This window comes from Streptomyces sp. NPDC054975, from assembly GCF_053609105.1.
Genome location: NZ_JBSGWV010000016.1, coordinates 63,207 through 77,382, shown reverse-complemented (window position 1 = coordinate 77,382; position 14,176 = coordinate 63,207). Strand labels below are relative to the sequence as shown.

The window sequence follows — 14,176 nt, the reverse complement described above, 5'->3', positions numbered from 1 at the left end:
GCGCGTCACGCCCCGTTTGACGGACGTCACACTCGCGACAGGCCGCCTACCCCCGTACGGCGTACGTGAGGACCCGTTCGCTCAGCAGCTCCTCGATCTCGTCGAGGAGGACGAGGGCCTCGCGGGAGACCTGGGTCGCCTTGCGGCCGGCCGTCATCTCGCGGGTGATGTATCCGACGACCGTGTTCTCGATCCAGGCGAGCTGACCGCCGACGAGCAGCGGCAGCGGGTCGTCGTCGGCCGCGCCGGTCTCCTCGCGCAGGGTGGCGACGACCGCCTCGACGACCTGCTGCTGGAGGTAGAAGAGCCGGGCCTTGAGGGTGGGCGCGTGCTCGATGACGTTCATGAAGGCGTCGAAGCCGTCCATGAGTCCGTAGGCGGGCGAGACGGCGCCGATCTGCTGGCGCATCTCACGCAGGACGGCGTCGGCGGCGGACTCACCCTTGTCGCGGCCGCGGATCATCCGGGCGACGCGCAAGGTGACGCCTTCCATGCGGTCGAGGAAGAGGTCCTCCTTGGCGGGGAAGTAGTTGTACACCGTGTTGACGGAGACGTCCGCGGCGTCCGCGATCTCCGCGATGGTCACGGTCACGAAGCCGTGCTCCAGGAAGAGCCCCGTCGCGATGTCGGAGATCCGCTGCTTCGTCTGGCGCTTCTTGCGCTCCCTCAGCCCCTCAGCCATGACCTCATCCTAGGTCCCGCTGAAATTTTGGAGGCGTTGCAAAATTTCATCGACTCTGTTTTTGTAGTCACCATGCCCCTCATCAGTACGGCCGGGCTCGCCCGGACCTTCCAGACGAAGAACGGCCCCGTGGAGGCGGTCCGCGGGATCGACCTCACCGTGCGGCGCGGCGAGATCCTCGGCCTCCTCGGCCCCAACGGCGCGGGGAAGACGACGACCCTGCGCATGCTCACCACGCTGCTCCCGCCCACCGGTGGCGCGGCCACCGTCGCCGGCCACGACCTGCTCACCGACCCGGGATCCGTACGGAGCCGGATCGGGTACGTCGCCCAGTCCGGCGGGGTCGACCCGCAGGAGACCGTGCGCTCCGAACTCGTCACCCAGGGCCGTCTGTACCGGCTCTCCCGGACGGAGGCGGTCGCCCGGGCCCAGGAGCTGGCGGACGAGCTGGGCCTCACCGAGGTCCTCGACCGCTCCACGGCCGCGCTCTCCGGCGGTCAGCGCCGCCGCCTCGACATCGCGCTCGGCCTCACCCACCGCCCCGAGGTGCTCTTCCTCGACGAGCCGACGACGGGGCTCGACCCGGGCAGCCGCGCCGACCTGTGGGCGCTGGTGCGCCGGCTGCGCGACGAGCACGGCACGACGGTCGTGCTCACCACCCACTACCTCGACGAGGCCGACGCGCTCTCCGACCGGCTGGTGATCGTGGACCGGGGCGTCGTCGTGGCGGAGGGCACCCCCGCCGGCCTCAAGGCCGAGCACGGGGTGAGCACCCTCCAGGACGCCTTCCTCGCCATCACCGGACGCGGCCCGGCCCCGATCGACGCCACCCCCGTAGCCGTCTAGCCCCTCAAGGACTCCCCCGTGCTGTTCCACGACACCGCGCTCGTCTTCGGGCGCTACGCCCGTCAGACCCTGCGCTCGAAGTTCCAGATCTTCTTCGGCGTCCTGATGCCGCTGCTGTACCTGCTCTTCTTCGGGCCGCTGCTCAGCGATCTGCCGCTCGGCCGTCAAGGAGACTCCTGGCAGATCCTCGTCCCCGGGCTCCTGCTCCAACTCGGCCTGTTCGGCGCCTCGTTCGCGGGCTTCTCGCTCATCATGGAGAAGAACTGGGGCGTGGTGGAGCGGATGCGCGTCACGCCCGTCAGCCGGCTCGCGCTGCTCCTCGGCCGGCTGCTGCGCGACGCCTCGCTCTTCGTCTTCCAGGCCGTGCTGCTCGTCCTCGTCGCGCTGGCGATGGGCTTGCGGGCGCCGCTCGCCGGGGTGCTCATCGGCTTCGTCTTCGTCGCGCTGCTGACCTTCTCGCTCGCCTCGCTCTCGTACGCGCTGGCGATGAAGGTGAACACGCCGACGGAGTTCGGCCCCGCGGTCAACGCGCTCACGCTGCCGGCGATGCTGCTGTCCGGACTGATGCTGCCGATGGCGCTCGCGCCCGGTTGGCTGAACGTCCTCTCGCACTTCATGCCGTTCCGCTACCTGGTGGACGCGGTGCGGGACGCGTACGTCGGGCAGTACGCGACGGCGACGATGCTGTACGGCGTCCTGGTGGCCGTCGGGCTCACGCTCATGGCCGTGACGGTCGGCACACGGACGTTCCTGAAGGCCGGGGCGTAACTACGCTGGAGCCATGGTCAATCTGACGCGCATCTACACCCGTACCGGCGACCAGGGCACCACCGCCCTGGGCGACATGAGCCGGACCGCCAAGACCGATCTGCGGATCTCGGCGTACGCCGACACGAACGAGGCCAATGCCGTCATCGGTACGGCCATCGCCCTCGGGCAGCTCGACGAGGAGGTCGTGTCGGTCCTCGTGCGGATCCAGAACGACCTGTTCGACGTGGGCGCGGACCTGTCCACCCCCGTGGTCGAGGACCCGAAGTACCCGCCACTGCGGGTCGAGCAGTCCTACGTCGACAAGCTGGAGGCGGACTGCGACCGCTTCCTGGAGCGGCTCGACAAGCTGCGCTCCTTCATCCTGCCGGGCGGCACGCCCGGTGCGGCCCTGCTGCACCAGGCGTGCACGGTGGTCCGCCGCGCGGAGCGCTCCACGTGGGCGGCCCTGGAGGTCCACGGCGAGACCATGAACCCCCTGACGGCGACCTACCTCAACCGCCTCTCAGACCTGCTCTTCATCCTTGCGCGGACGGCCAACAAGGACGTCGGGGACGTCCTCTGGGTCCCGGGCGGGGAGCGCTGAGGGCTCGGCGGGGGCCTTCTTCGGCCAGATCGCGTAGCTGAGGGCGATCAGGCCGTGGATGGTGGCCGCCCGCCAGGCGACGTGCATCCAGCTCCGCAGCGAGTCCGTGTTCCCGTCGTCGCCGACGTACCAGCTCGCGAGCAGCAGGAGCCCGGAGGCCACGGCCGCCGCCGTCACCGTGCCCAGCCAGACCTTGCCCTCGTGGCGGGCCCCCGCCATGCCGTAGCGCGGCGGCTTGACGGGCGGCGGTCCGCCGCCGAGGCGGTGGGCGGCATGGCCGTCCAGCCACTTCACGGTGCGGTGGCCGTGGCCGACGGTGTAGCCGATGTACACCGCGGCGAGCCCGTGCCGCCAGCTCGGCTCGGCGCCGTCCTTGAGGTCGATCGCGGTGACGACGAGCAGCAGGACTTCCAGGAGGGGCTCGCAGAGCAGCAGGGCGAGGCCCGTCCGGGGCATCTTGAGCAGATAGCGGGTGGCGAGGCCGGCGGCCAGCAGCACCCAGAAGCCGACTTCGCAGATCACGATCAGCGTGACGATCACGGCGGTACTCCCTTTCGTACGTCTCTCCCAGCGTCCCGTGGCGGTGGGCGCGGATCGTCGTCGCCAGTGACGAAGTACGACTACATCCTTCGACGGAGGGGCGGATCGGCCCCGGCGTCGAGGCCTGGCGGCCGGCCTGCGTGTTGGATGGACACGTGACTCTCCCCCGTCCCCACCGTGACGATCTGCTGATCGCCGCGGGCGGTCTCGCCACAGGCCTGCTGATGTGGTCCTTCGGTCTGCACATCCAGACCGAGCGGCTGATCGAGGAGCAGTGGGCGACGCTGATCCCGTTGTTCGTCATGGCAGCCATGGAGACCCTGCGCCGTTCGATGCCGCAGACCGCGCTGGTCGTCGGCACGCTCGCGCTCGTGGCGGACCAGTTCACCTTCGGCAGCCTCGTCACCGCGCTGATGTTCACGGACGTCGTCTACGCGGCCGTGGTCTACGGCTCCCCCGCCTCCGCCCGGCGCATCCCGTACACGACCGGGCTGATCACCATCGGAGTGACGATCGGCTTCCTCATCTGGTGGCAGAACGCCGTCGCCCTCCTGGTCGGCGTGATCACGGGCATGATCTCGTTCCTGCCCGCGCTGACCGGCGCGGTGGTACGCAACCACCGCCAGGCCGCCGAGGCCGCCCGGCTGCGCGCCGAGCAGACCGCGCTGCTGGCCGAGATGGACCGTACGCACGCGGTGGTGGCCGAGCGCGCCCGGATGGCGCGCGAGCTGCACGACATGGTCGCCAACCACCTCTCCGCCATCGCGATCCACTCCACCGCCGCGCTCTCGATCGATGATCCGGCCACGACCCGGCAGGCGCTGACCGTGATCCGGGAGAACAGCGTGGAGGGCCTCGCGGAGATGCGACGCCTCATCGGGCTCCTTCGGGACAGCAGCGGCGACGCCGGACCGGCGGCCGCGCCGACCCTCGACGGCCTCGACGCGCTGGTCGGCCAGGCGCGGGCGAGCGGGGAGCCGAGCGGGCTGACGTTCACGGTGGACGACGCCCGGCCGCGCAAGGACGGGCAGCTGCCGGCGCCGGTGGAGCTGGCCGCGTACCGGATCGTGCAGGAGTCGCTGACCAACGCCCTCAAGCACGCGGCGCCGGGCGAGGTTCGGGTGGAACTCGGCCGCCGCCGGGACGGGGCCCTGACGGTCGCCGTGACCAGCGCGCTCGGCGGGCAGCAGCCCGGGCCGCGCGCGCCCGGCTCGGGGGCGGGGCTCGTGGGGATGGAGGAGCGGGTGGCGCTGCTCGACGGGGAGTTCGAGTCCGGTCCGGTGACGGCGGACGACGGCCGGAAAGAATGGCGCGTACGGGCGGTCCTGCCCGTGAGGACGAGCGACAAGGAGCCGACGGCATGGTTCGGGTGATCGTGGCCGAGGACCAGAGCGCGGTCCGGGCGGGACTCGTCCTGATCCTGGGCAGCGCGCCGGACATCGAGGTGGTCGGGGAGGCGCCGGACGGCGAGCGCGCGGTGGAACTGGCGCGGGAGCTGCGACCGGACCTGGTCCTGATGGACATTCAGATGCCGCGCATGGACGGGGTGACGGCGACCCGGCAGGTCGTGTCCGAGGGTCTCGCCGACGTGCTGGTGCTGACCACGTTCGATCTGGACGAGTACGTCTTCGGGGCGCTGCGGGCCGGGGCCGCGGGCTTCCTGCTGAAGAACACCGAGGCGAAGGACCTGATCGAGGCGGTACGGACGGTGGCGCGCGGGGAGGGCTTGATCGCCCCGGCCGTGACCCGGCGTCTGATCGCCGAGTTCGCGTCCCCGCGCGGCCCGGAGCGCGGACCGGGCACGGCGGACCCGTCCGTACTGGACGCGTTGACGCCCCGGGAGCGAGAGGTGCTCGCGGCGCTGGCGCAGGGCCTGTCGAACGCGGAGATCGCGGCCCGGCTCGACATGGCGGAGGCGACGGTCAAGACGCACGTCAGCAAGGTGCTGGGCAAGCTGGATGTCCGTAGCCGGTCGCAAGCGGCCGTGCTGGCACGGGAGTTGGGTGTCTGACTCCCGCACCGCCGACGTTGGTCTGGACCTCTTGACGATTGGTCCAGACCTTCCTACTCTCGCGGGGCGCGCGCATGTTCACGGACCACCCCCCGACTTGTCCGTCCGCAACTTGAGGAGCACTGTTGAGCACTCAAGCACCGACGCGCAGAACAGGGTTCAGACACCGGGCCGCCGCCGGTCTCACCGCCCTGATCCTGCCCCTGGCCGCCATGGTCGGCCTCGCCGCTCCCGCCGAGGCCGCCACGGCGGCCACCGCCACGTACACCAAGGTCTCCGACTGGGGCACCGGCTTCGAGGGCAAGTGGACGGTGAAGAACACCGGCACCACCACCCTCTCCTCCTGGCAGGTCGAGTGGGACTACCCCGCCGGCACCGCCGTCACCTCCGCCTGGGACGCCACCGTCACCAGCTCCGGTACGCACTGGACCGCCAAGAACGTCGGCTGGAACGGCACCCTCACCCCGGGCGCCTCCGTCTCCTTCGGCTTCAACGGCACCGGCTCCGGCGCCCCGAGCGGCTGCAAGATCAACGGCGCGTCCTGCGACGGAGGCAGCCAGCCCGGCGACAACGCGCCCTCCGCCCCCGGCACACCGGTCGCCTCCGACATCACCAACACCTCGGTCAAGCTGACCTGGACCGCCGCGACCGACGACAAGGGCATTAAGAACTACGACGTCAAGCGCGACGGCACCACGATCGCCACGGTCACCGGACTCACGTACACGAACACCGGGCTGACCGCAGGCACCGACTACAGCTACACGGTCGTCGCCCGCGACACCGTCGACCAGACCGGTCCCGCCAGCGGCGCCGCGAGCGTCCGCACCACGGGCGGCGGCGGTGGCCCGGGCCCCGGCTCCACCGTCAAGCTCGGCTACTTCACCAACTGGGGCGTCTACGGGCGCAACTACCACGTCAAGAACCTGGTGACGTCCGGCTCGGCGTCGAAGATCACGCACATCAACTACGCCTTCGGCAACGTCCAGGGCGGCAAGTGCACCATCGGTGACGCCTACGCCGACTACGACAAGGCCTACACCTCCGACCAGTCCGTCGACGGCAAGGCCGACACCTGGGACCAGCCGCTGCGCGGCAACTTCAACCAGCTGCGCAAGCTCAAGGCCCAGTACCCGCACATCAAGGTGCTGTGGTCCTTCGGCGGCTGGACCTGGTCCGGCGGCTTCGGTCAGGCCGTGCAGAACCCGACCGCCTTCGCGCAGTCCTGCTACGACCTGGTGGAGGACCCGCGCTGGGCCGACGTCTTCGACGGCATCGACCTGGACTGGGAGTACCCGAACGCCTGCGGTCTGTCCTGCGACACCAGCGGCCCGGCCTCCTTCAAGAACATGATGCAGGCCATGCGCGCCAAGTTCGGCAGCACCAACCTGGTCACCGCTGCCGTCACGGCCGACGCCTCCTCCGGTGGCAAGATCGACGCCGCCGACTACGCGGGAGCCGCGCAGTACATGAACTGGTTCAACGTGATGACGTACGACTTCTTCGGCGCCTGGGCGGCGCAGGGCCCGACGGCCCCGCACTCCCCGCTCACGTCGTACCCCGGCATCCCGCAGGCGGGCTTCAACTCCGCCGAGGCGATCGCCAAGTTCAAGGCGAAGGGCGTCCCGGCCAACAAGCTGCTGCTCGGCATCGGCTTCTACGGCCGCGGCTGGACCGGCGTCACCCAGTCCGCCCCCGGCGGCACGGCGACGGGCCCGGCGGCCGGCACGTACGAGCAGGGCATCGAGGACTACAAGGTCCTGAAGAACTCCTGCCCGGCCAACGGCACGGTCGCCGGCACGGCGTACGCGCACTGCGGCTCCAACTGGTGGAGCTACGACACCCCGGCCACGGTCACGTCCAAGATGAGCTGGGCGAAGAACCAGGGCCTGGGCGGCGCGTTCTTCTGGGAGTTCAGCGGTGACACCAGCAACGGCGAGCTGGTCGGCGCCATCAACAGCGGGCTGAACTAGCAGCGAGCCGGCCCGGCGGAAAACGCGGCGGGGACGGTGCAGCACACCGTCCCCGCCGTACGCGTTCCGTTACGCCACATTCACCCTCCCCCAGACTTCGTCCGGGGGGGACCCCCATCCAGCGGGGGCCAATCAGGCCACATTCACCCTCCCCCAGACTTCGTCCGGGGGGACCCCCATCCAGCGGGGGCCAATCAGGCCACATTCACCCGCTGGCCCGGAGGCGCCGCCTCCAGCCAGGCGAGGAAGCCGGTCAGCGCGTCCTCGCTCATCGCCAGCTCGAGCCGGGTCCCCCGGTGCATGCAGCCCTGGATCACGGCGTCGGAGAGCAGCGCGAGCTCCTCCTCGCCCTCGGGCATCCGGCGCTCCAGGACCTCGATGGCCGAGCGCTCCAGGACGCGGCGGGGGCGGGGCGCGTACGAGAAGACCCGGAACCAGGCGATCTCGTCACCGCTGTAGCGGGCGACGCCGTACACCCAGCCCTTGCCGGACGGGTCCGGCTCCTCGGGCACGTTCCAGCGCAGGGAGCAGTCGAAGGTGCCGCCGGCACGCTGGATCAGCCTGCGGCGCAAGCCGAAGACGAAGAGCCCGATCACCACCAGTGCGACGACCAGGCCGCTCAGGAGCAGAGCGAGGAACATCTTCACCGACCTCCTCGCTGCGTCCCGTGACCGGCTTCGCCGGCGTAACCGAATACAACCTGCATCTGCATCGCCTCAGCCGCGACACGGTCTGGAGAATTCCAGCCGTGCCGCGGCTGAGGGCACAACTCTCGGCGCGGTCCGCTAGCGAACCGCTACCGCACGCAACCGGACATCGGCGCGTCGCTCGGCGGCGGCGTCCGACTCCGACTTCGCGCGCTCCAGCGCACGCTCGGCGCGCTGGGCGTCGATCTCGTCCGCCAGCTCGGCGATCTCCGCGAGCAGAGACAGCTTGTCGTCGGCGAACGAGATGAATCCACCGTGGACGGCGGCGACGACGGTCGCGCCCTCACTGGTACGGATGGTCACCGGGCCCGACTCCAGCACACCGAGCAGCGGCTGGTGGCCGGGCATGACGCCGATGTCGCCGGAGGTGGTACGCGCGATGACCAGGGTGGCCTCGCCGGACCAGACACTCCGGTCCGCGGCGACCAGCTCGACGTGCAGCTCAGCAGCCAAGGGTGGCTCCTCGGGTCACCACCCGGCGGTACTGCCGGGTGTTGGGGTCAATTCTAAGGGGCGTGAAGAGAGGGGCGGGACACGCCCGCGCGGGGCGGCCCGCCCCTCTCATGAGCACGGGGCTCAGGAGACGCCGAGCTCCTTGGCGTTCTTCTTGAGGTCCTCGAGCCCACCACACATGAAGAAGGCCTGCTCGGGGAAGTGGTCGTACTCACCGTCGCAGATCGCGTTGAACGCGGCGATCGACTCGTCGAGCGGAACGTCCGAACCGTCCACGCCGGTGAACTGCTTCGCCGCGTGGGTGTTCTGGGACAGGAAGCGCTCGACACGGCGGGCGCGGTGGACAACCAGCTTGTCCTCCTCGCTCAGCTCGTCGATACCGAGGATCGCGATGATGTCCTGGAGGTCCTTGTACTTCTGCAGGATTCCCTTGACGCGCGTGGCGGCGTCGTAGTGGTCCTGCGCGATGTAGCGCGGGTCCAGGATCCGGGACGTGGAGTCCAGCGGGTCCACGGCCGGGTAGATGCCCTTCTCGGAGATCGGACGGGAGAGAACCGTCGTCGCGTCGAGGTGGGCGAAGGTGGTGGCCGGGGCCGGGTCGGTCAGGTCGTCCGCGGGGACGTAGATCGCCTGCATCGAGGTGATCGAGTGACCACGGGTCGACGTGATGCGCTCCTGGAGGAGACCCATCTCGTCGGCCAGGTTCGGCTGGTAACCCACCGCGGAGGGCATGCGGCCGAGCAGCGTGGAGACCTCGGAACCGGCCTGGGTGAAGCGGAAGATGTTGTCGATGAAGAACAGCACGTCCTGCTTCTGCACATCGCGGAAGTACTCCGCCATGGTCAGACCGGCCAGGGCGACGCGCAGACGCGTGCCCGGCGGCTCGTCCATCTGGCCGAAGACCAGCGCGGTCTTGTCCAGAACGCCGGCCTCCTCCATCTCCACCATGAGGTCGTTGCCCTCACGGGTGCGCTCGCCGACACCGGCGAAGACGGAGACACCGTCGTGCAGCTTGGCCACACGGACGATCATTTCCTGGATCAGAACGGTCTTGCCGACACCGGCACCACCGAACAGACCGATCTTTCCACCCTTGACGTACGGGGTGAGAAGGTCGACGACCTTCAGGCCGGTCTCGAACATCTCGGTCTTCGACTCGAGCTGGTCGAACGCCGGGGCCTTGCGGTGGATCGTCCAGCGCGGGGCGTCCGCGACGGTGGAGGCGTCGTCGTTCAGCACCTGACCCAGCGTGTTGAACACGCGGCCCTTGGTGACATCGCCGACCGGCACGGTGATGCCGGCGCCGGTGTCGATGACCGGGGCCTGGCGGACCAGACCGTCGGTGGGCTGCATCGAGATGGTGCGGACAATGCCGTCACCGAGGTGCTGGGCGACCTCGAGGGTCAGCGTCTTGGTCGCGCCCTCCTCGGCCGGGTCCGGAACCTCGACGTTCAGCGCGTTGTAGATCTCCGGCATCGCGTCGACGGGGAACTCCACGTCGACGACCGGGCCGATGACCCGGGCGACGCGGCCCGTGGCGGCGGCCGTCTCAACAGTGGTCGTCATTACTTGTCACTCCCCGCGGTCGCGTCGGCCAGGGCTGCGGTGCCACCGACGATCTCGCTGATTTCCTGGGTGATTTCGGCCTGGCGGGCCGCGTTGGCAAGTCGGGAGAGGTTGTTGATCAAGTCTCCCGCGTTGTCGGTCGCCGACTTCATCGCACGGCGCGTGGCGGCGTGCTTGGAGGCAGCCGACTGGAGCAGCGCGTTGTAGATCCGGCTCTCGACGTAGCGCGGCAGCAGGGCGTCGAGGACGTCCTCCGCCGACGGCTCGAAGTCGTACAGCGGACGGAGCGTGTCCTGCTCGCCCGCCTCCTTCGCCACCTCGTCGAGGCTGAGGGGCAGCAGCCGGGCCTCGACCGCCGTCTGCGTCATCATCGAGACGAACTCGGTGTAGACGATGTGGAGCTCGTCCACGCCGCCCTCGGCCGTGTCCTTCTCGATCGCCTCGATCAGCGGAGCCGCGATCTTCTTGGCGTCCGCGTACTCCGGCTGATCCGTGAAACCGGTCCACGAGTCGGCCAGCTTGCGCTCACGGAAGTTGTAGTGCGCGATGCCACGACGGCCGACGACATAGATGTCGACCTCGCGTCCCTCGCCCTCCAGCTTCCTCGTCAGCGCTTCCGCCGCCTTGATGGCGTTGGAGTTGAAGGCGCCGGCCAGACCGCGGTCGCTCGACAGGAGCAGGACCGCGGCGCGGGTCGGGTTCTCCACCTCGGTGGTCAGCGAGTGCTTGTCGTTCGCACCCGTGGCGACCGCGGTGACCGCGCGGGTCAGCTCGGTCGCGTACGGGGTCGACGCCTGCACCTTGCGCTGCGCCTTGACGACGCGCGAGGCGGCGATCATCTCCATCGCCTTGGTGATCTTCTTCGTCGCGGTGACGGATTTGATGCGACGCTTGTAGACCCGGAGCTGCGCTCCCATGAGTCAGGTCCCTTCCGTCGTCACTTCGAGACGTTGACGGCAGCGGAAGCGTCGTCGCCCAGCAGCTTCCCGTCAGAGGTCTCGAACTGCTTCTTGAACTCCGCGATGGCGTCGGCGACGGCCTGCAGCGTGTCGTCCGACATCTTGCCGCCCTCACGGATGGAGGTCATGAGACCCGAGTGGCTCTGGCGCAGGTACGCCAGCATCTCGGCCTCGAAGCGGCGGATGTCGTTGACCGGAACGTCGTCCATCTTGCCGGTGGTGCCGGCCCAGACGGAGACGACCTGGTTCTCGGTGGGCATCGGCTGGTACTGAGCCTGCTTGAGCAGCTCGACCATGCGCTGTCCACGCTCCAGCTGCGCCTTCGACGCGGCGTCCAGGTCGGAACCGAAGGCGGCGAACGCCTCCAGCTCACGGAACTGGGCCAGGTCCACACGGAGGCGACCGGAGATCTGCTTCATCGCCTTGTGCTGGGCGGAGCCACCGACACGGGAGACCGAGATACCGACGTTCAGGGCCGGACGCTGGCCGGCGTTGAACAGGTCGGACTCCAGGAAGCACTGGCCGTCGGTGATGGAGATGACGTTGGTCGGGATGAACGCCGAGACGTCGTTGGCCTTCGTCTCGACGATCGGCAGACCGGTCATCGAGCCCGCGCCCATCTCGTCCGAGAGCTTCGCGCAGCGCTCGAGGAGGCGGGAGTGCAGGTAGAAGACGTCACCCGGGTAGGCCTCACGGCCCGGCGGGCGGCGCAGCAGCAGCGACACGGCGCGGTAGGCGTCGGCCTGCTTCGACAGGTCGTCGAAGACGATCAGGACGTGCTTGCCCTGGTACATCCAGTGCTGACCGATGGCGGAGCCGGTGTACGGCGCCAGGTACTTGAAGCCGGCCGGGTCGGACGCCGGGGCGGCGACGATCGTCGTGTACTCGAGCGCACCGGCCTCCTCCAGCGCGCCACGCACGGACGCGATGGTGGAGCCCTTCTGGCCGATGGCGACGTAGATGCAGCGAACCTGCTTGTTCACGTCGCCGGAGCGCCAGTTGTCACGCTGGTTGATGATCGTGTCGACACACAGCGCGGTCTTGCCGGTCTGACGGTCACCGATGATCAGCTGACGCTGGCCACGGCCGACCGGGGTCATGGCGTCGACGGCCTTGTAGCCGGTCTCCATCGGCTCGTGGACCGACTTACGCTGCATGACGCCCGGCGCCTGCAGCTCGAGGGCGCGGCGGCCCTCGGTCGCGATCTCGCCGAGGCCGTCGATCGGGTTGCCGAGCGGGTCGACAACGCGGCCGAGGTATCCCTCGCCGACACCGACGGAGAGGACCTCACCGGTGCGCTGCACCGGCTGCCCCTCCTCGATACCGCTGAACTCGCCGAGGACGATCGCACCGATCTCGCGCTCCTCGAGGTTGAGGGCGAGACCGAGGGTGCCGTCCTCGAACTTCAGCAGCTCGTTCGCCATGGCCGAGGGAAGACCCTCTACCTTGGCGATGCCGTCGCCGGCCAGGCTGACCGTTCCGACCTCCTCGCGCGAGGCCGCGTCCGGCTGGTACGACTGGACGAAGTTCTCCAGCGCGTCCCGGATCTCCTCCGGCCGGATCGTGAGCTCCGCCATCTGGGTTCCCTGCTCTCCTTGTTGGGCCCGAAGTTTTCTTGGGGGTCTGGGGGCCGACCCCCAGGAATCTTCTGCGATGTGCACGGCCCAACCGGGCCGCTGATCATGCTTTTGTGTTGATGGTCGCTGTCGTCAGCCGGCCAGTCGCCGGGACGCCTCGTCGAGGCGCTCCGCGATGGTCCCGTTGATGACCTCGTCGCCGACCTGCACCGAGATCCCGCCGAGGACCGAGGGGTCCACGTCCAGGTTCAGGTGCATCTGGCGGCCGTACAGCTTGGCCAGAACGGCACCGAGGCGCTGCTTCTGCTGGTCGGACAGCGGCACCGCCGTGGTGACCACGGCGACCATCCGGTCCCGACGCGCCGCGGCGAGCTTGGAAAGGGACTCGAGTCCCGATTCCAGGCTACGTCCCCGGGGCTGGGTCACGAGACGGATGATCAGACGCTCGGTGACCGCGTTGGCCTTGCCGCCGAGCAGGCCGCGCAGCAGCTGGCTCTTGGCGGTCGCCGTGGCGGCCTTGTCCGTCAGCGCCGAGCGGAGCTCGGTGCTGGAGGAGACGATCCGGCCGAACCGGAACAGCTCGTCCTCGACGTCGTCCAGCGCGCCGGCCTGCTGCGCCGCGGTGAGGTCGGCGGTGTTCGCCAGCTCCTCGGCGGAGTCGACCAGGTCACGCGACTGGGACCAGCGGGAACGCACCATGCCGGACACCAGGTCGACGGTCTCGCCGCCCACCTGACCGCCGAGCAGTCGCTGGGCGAGCTCGGCCTTGGCCTCGCCCGCCTGCGCCGGGTCGGTCAGGACCCGACGCAGCGACACCTCGCGGTCGAGCAGCGCGGTGACCGAGGCCAGCTCGCCCGCGAGCTTCGCCGTGTCGACCGAGGTGTTGTCGGTCAGCGCGTCGAGGGACTCACGTGCGGCGGCCAGTGCTTCACGGCTCGCTCCGTTCATCGGACGGCCTCGGCCTTCTCCTCGAGCTCGTCGAGGAAGCGGTCGATCGTGCGGCTCTGGCGGGCGTGGTCCTCGAGGGACTCGCCGACCAGCTTGCCGGCCAGGTCGGTGGCGAGCTTGCCCACGTCCTGGCGCAGCGAGGTCGCCGCGGCCTTGCGGTCGGCCTCGATCTGCGTGTGGCCGGCCGCGATGATCTCCTCGCGCTGGCGCTGGCCTTCCGCCTTCATCTCCTGGATGATCGCGGTGCCCTGCTCCGTCGCCTCCTGGCGAAGACGCGCGGCCTCGTGGCGGGCCTCGGCGAGCTGGGCCTTGTACTGCTCCAGCACACTCTGGGCCTCGATCTGGGCCGACTCGGCCTTCTCGATGCCACCCTCGATGGCCTGCCGACGCTCTTCCAGAACCTTGTTGATGTTCGGGATGAGCTTCTTGGCGAGGAAGCCGAAGACGATGACGAAGGCGATCAGGCCGATGACGAGCTCGTCAAGATGCGGGAGAAGAGGAGGCTGGGGCTCCTCCGCCGCAAGAAGCAGAGCGTTCACATCAGTGCCTTCCGTAAAAAG

The 14,176-nt window shown here is 69.4% G+C and carries 15 protein-coding genes; 6 read left to right on the top strand and 9 right to left on the bottom strand.

Features of this window, described 5'->3' with window-relative positions; all coding sequences use genetic code 11:
* Positions 1–46 precede the first annotated feature (46 nt).
* Complete coding sequence (locus tag ACWF79_RS17225) at positions 47–682, bottom strand: TetR/AcrR family transcriptional regulator (RefSeq protein WP_453728925.1); 636 nt, start codon at positions 680–682, stop codon at positions 47–49.
* A gap of 72 nt (positions 683–754) precedes the next feature.
* Between ACWF79_RS17225 and ACWF79_RS17220 the strand changes: the two genes are divergently transcribed.
* The 3 genes from ACWF79_RS17220 to ACWF79_RS17210 are packed head-to-tail and all read left to right on the top strand — an operon-like array spanning position 755 to position 2,882.
* The gene (locus ACWF79_RS17220; RefSeq protein WP_453728924.1) at positions 755–1,528 is read left to right on the top strand and encodes an ABC transporter ATP-binding protein; all 774 of its coding nucleotides are present in this window, start codon (positions 755–757) and stop codon (positions 1,526–1,528) included.
* Positions 1,529–1,546: 18 nt separating this feature from the next.
* Complete coding sequence (locus tag ACWF79_RS17215; protein WP_453728923.1) at positions 1,547–2,296, top strand: ABC transporter permease; 750 nt, start codon at positions 1,547–1,549, stop codon at positions 2,294–2,296.
* Positions 2,297–2,309: 13 nt separating this feature from the next.
* The gene (locus ACWF79_RS17210; RefSeq protein ID WP_453728922.1) at positions 2,310–2,882 is read left to right on the top strand and encodes a cob(I)yrinic acid a,c-diamide adenosyltransferase; all 573 of its coding nucleotides are present in this window, start codon (positions 2,310–2,312) and stop codon (positions 2,880–2,882) included.
* On the opposite strand, the gene ACWF79_RS17205 is transcribed toward ACWF79_RS17210, so the two are convergent.
* Positions 2,802–3,422 (bottom strand): hypothetical protein, encoded by a 621-nt coding sequence (locus ACWF79_RS17205; protein WP_453728921.1) that lies wholly within the window; start codon positions 3,420–3,422, stop codon positions 2,802–2,804. The genes ACWF79_RS17210 and ACWF79_RS17205 overlap by 81 nt on opposite strands.
* A 155-nt stretch (positions 3,423–3,577) precedes the next feature.
* On the opposite strand from ACWF79_RS17205, the gene ACWF79_RS17200 reads away from it, so the two are divergent.
* The 3 genes from ACWF79_RS17200 to ACWF79_RS17190 all read left to right on the top strand — a co-directional run bounded on the left by ACWF79_RS17200 (position 3,578) and on the right by ACWF79_RS17190 (position 7,406).
* Positions 3,578–4,795 carry a sensor histidine kinase gene (locus ACWF79_RS17200; protein ID WP_453728920.1) on the top strand — a complete coding sequence of 406 codons (1,218 nt, stop codon included), beginning with the start codon at positions 3,578–3,580 and terminating at the stop codon, positions 4,793–4,795.
* The gene (locus ACWF79_RS17195) at positions 4,783–5,433 is read left to right on the top strand and encodes a response regulator (protein ID WP_453728919.1); all 651 of its coding nucleotides are present in this window, start codon (positions 4,783–4,785) and stop codon (positions 5,431–5,433) included. The genes ACWF79_RS17200 and ACWF79_RS17195 overlap by 13 nt, the downstream gene beginning before the upstream one ends.
* Positions 5,434–5,558: 125 nt before the next feature.
* On the top strand, positions 5,559–7,406 hold the full coding sequence (locus ACWF79_RS17190; protein WP_453728918.1) for a glycosyl hydrolase family 18 protein: 1,848 nt from the start codon (positions 5,559–5,561) through the stop codon (positions 7,404–7,406).
* Between the two features lie 194 nt (positions 7,407–7,600).
* Here ACWF79_RS17190 and ACWF79_RS17185 read toward each other — a convergent pair whose 3' ends face one another.
* The 7 genes from ACWF79_RS17185 to ACWF79_RS17155 all read right to left on the bottom strand — a co-directional run bounded on the left by ACWF79_RS17185 (position 7,601) and on the right by ACWF79_RS17155 (position 14,155).
* Complete coding sequence (locus ACWF79_RS17185; protein ID WP_361959598.1) at positions 7,601–8,047, bottom strand: DUF2550 domain-containing protein; 447 nt, start codon at positions 8,045–8,047, stop codon at positions 7,601–7,603.
* Positions 8,048–8,191: 144 nt separating this feature from the next.
* Entirely contained in the window at positions 8,192–8,566 is a 375-nt protein-coding gene (locus ACWF79_RS17180; protein ID WP_137993315.1) for a F0F1 ATP synthase subunit epsilon, read from the bottom strand.
* A gap of 123 nt (positions 8,567–8,689) precedes the next feature.
* Positions 8,690–10,132 carry a F0F1 ATP synthase subunit beta gene (gene atpD, locus ACWF79_RS17175; RefSeq protein ID WP_453728917.1) on the bottom strand — a complete coding sequence of 481 codons (1,443 nt, stop codon included), beginning with the start codon at positions 10,130–10,132 and terminating at the stop codon, positions 8,690–8,692.
* Positions 10,132–11,049 (bottom strand): F0F1 ATP synthase subunit gamma, encoded by a 918-nt coding sequence (locus tag ACWF79_RS17170; protein ID WP_453728916.1) that lies wholly within the window; start codon positions 11,047–11,049, stop codon positions 10,132–10,134. The genes atpD and ACWF79_RS17170 overlap by 1 nt, the downstream gene beginning before the upstream one ends.
* A 20-nt stretch (positions 11,050–11,069) precedes the next feature.
* Positions 11,070–12,668 carry a F0F1 ATP synthase subunit alpha gene (gene atpA / locus ACWF79_RS17165; RefSeq protein WP_453728915.1) on the bottom strand — a complete coding sequence of 533 codons (1,599 nt, stop codon included), beginning with the start codon at positions 12,666–12,668 and terminating at the stop codon, positions 11,070–11,072.
* A 132-nt stretch (positions 12,669–12,800) separates the two neighbouring features.
* Positions 12,801–13,616, bottom strand: coding sequence for a F0F1 ATP synthase subunit delta (locus tag ACWF79_RS17160; RefSeq protein ID WP_453728914.1), 816 nt, complete (start codon positions 13,614–13,616; stop codon positions 12,801–12,803).
* Entirely contained in the window at positions 13,613–14,155 is a 543-nt protein-coding gene (locus tag ACWF79_RS17155) for a F0F1 ATP synthase subunit B (protein WP_453728913.1), read from the bottom strand. Before ACWF79_RS17155 ends, ACWF79_RS17160 begins: the two co-directional genes overlap by 4 nt.
* Positions 14,156–14,176: the final 21 nt, after the last annotated feature.

What these genes read in the sequence shown, in the direction of transcription:
- ACWF79_RS17220 (WP_453728924.1), top strand. Translation starts at nt 755, where the DNA reads ATGCCCCTCATCAGTACGGCCGGGCTCGCCCGGACCTTCCAGACGAAG.
- ACWF79_RS17185 (WP_361959598.1), bottom strand. Translation starts at nt 8,047, where the DNA reads ATGTTCCTCGCTCTGCTCCTGAGCGGCCTGGTCGTCGCACTGGTGGTG.
- atpD (WP_453728917.1), bottom strand. Translation starts at nt 10,132, where the DNA reads ATGACGACCACTGTTGAGACGGCCGCCGCCACGGGCCGCGTCGCCCGG.
- atpA (WP_453728915.1), bottom strand. Translation starts at nt 12,668, where the DNA reads ATGGCGGAGCTCACGATCCGGCCGGAGGAGATCCGGGACGCGCTGGAG.
- ACWF79_RS17210 (WP_453728922.1), top strand. Translation starts at nt 2,310, where the DNA reads ATGGTCAATCTGACGCGCATCTACACCCGTACCGGCGACCAGGGCACC.
- ACWF79_RS17170 (WP_453728916.1), bottom strand. Translation starts at nt 11,049, where the DNA reads ATGGGAGCGCAGCTCCGGGTCTACAAGCGTCGCATCAAATCCGTCACC.
- ACWF79_RS17195 (WP_453728919.1), top strand. Translation starts at nt 4,783, where the DNA reads ATGGTTCGGGTGATCGTGGCCGAGGACCAGAGCGCGGTCCGGGCGGGA.
- ACWF79_RS17225 (WP_453728925.1), bottom strand. Translation starts at nt 682, where the DNA reads ATGGCTGAGGGGCTGAGGGAGCGCAAGAAGCGCCAGACGAAGCAGCGG.
- ACWF79_RS17160 (WP_453728914.1), bottom strand. Translation starts at nt 13,616, where the DNA reads ATGAACGGAGCGAGCCGTGAAGCACTGGCCGCCGCACGTGAGTCCCTC.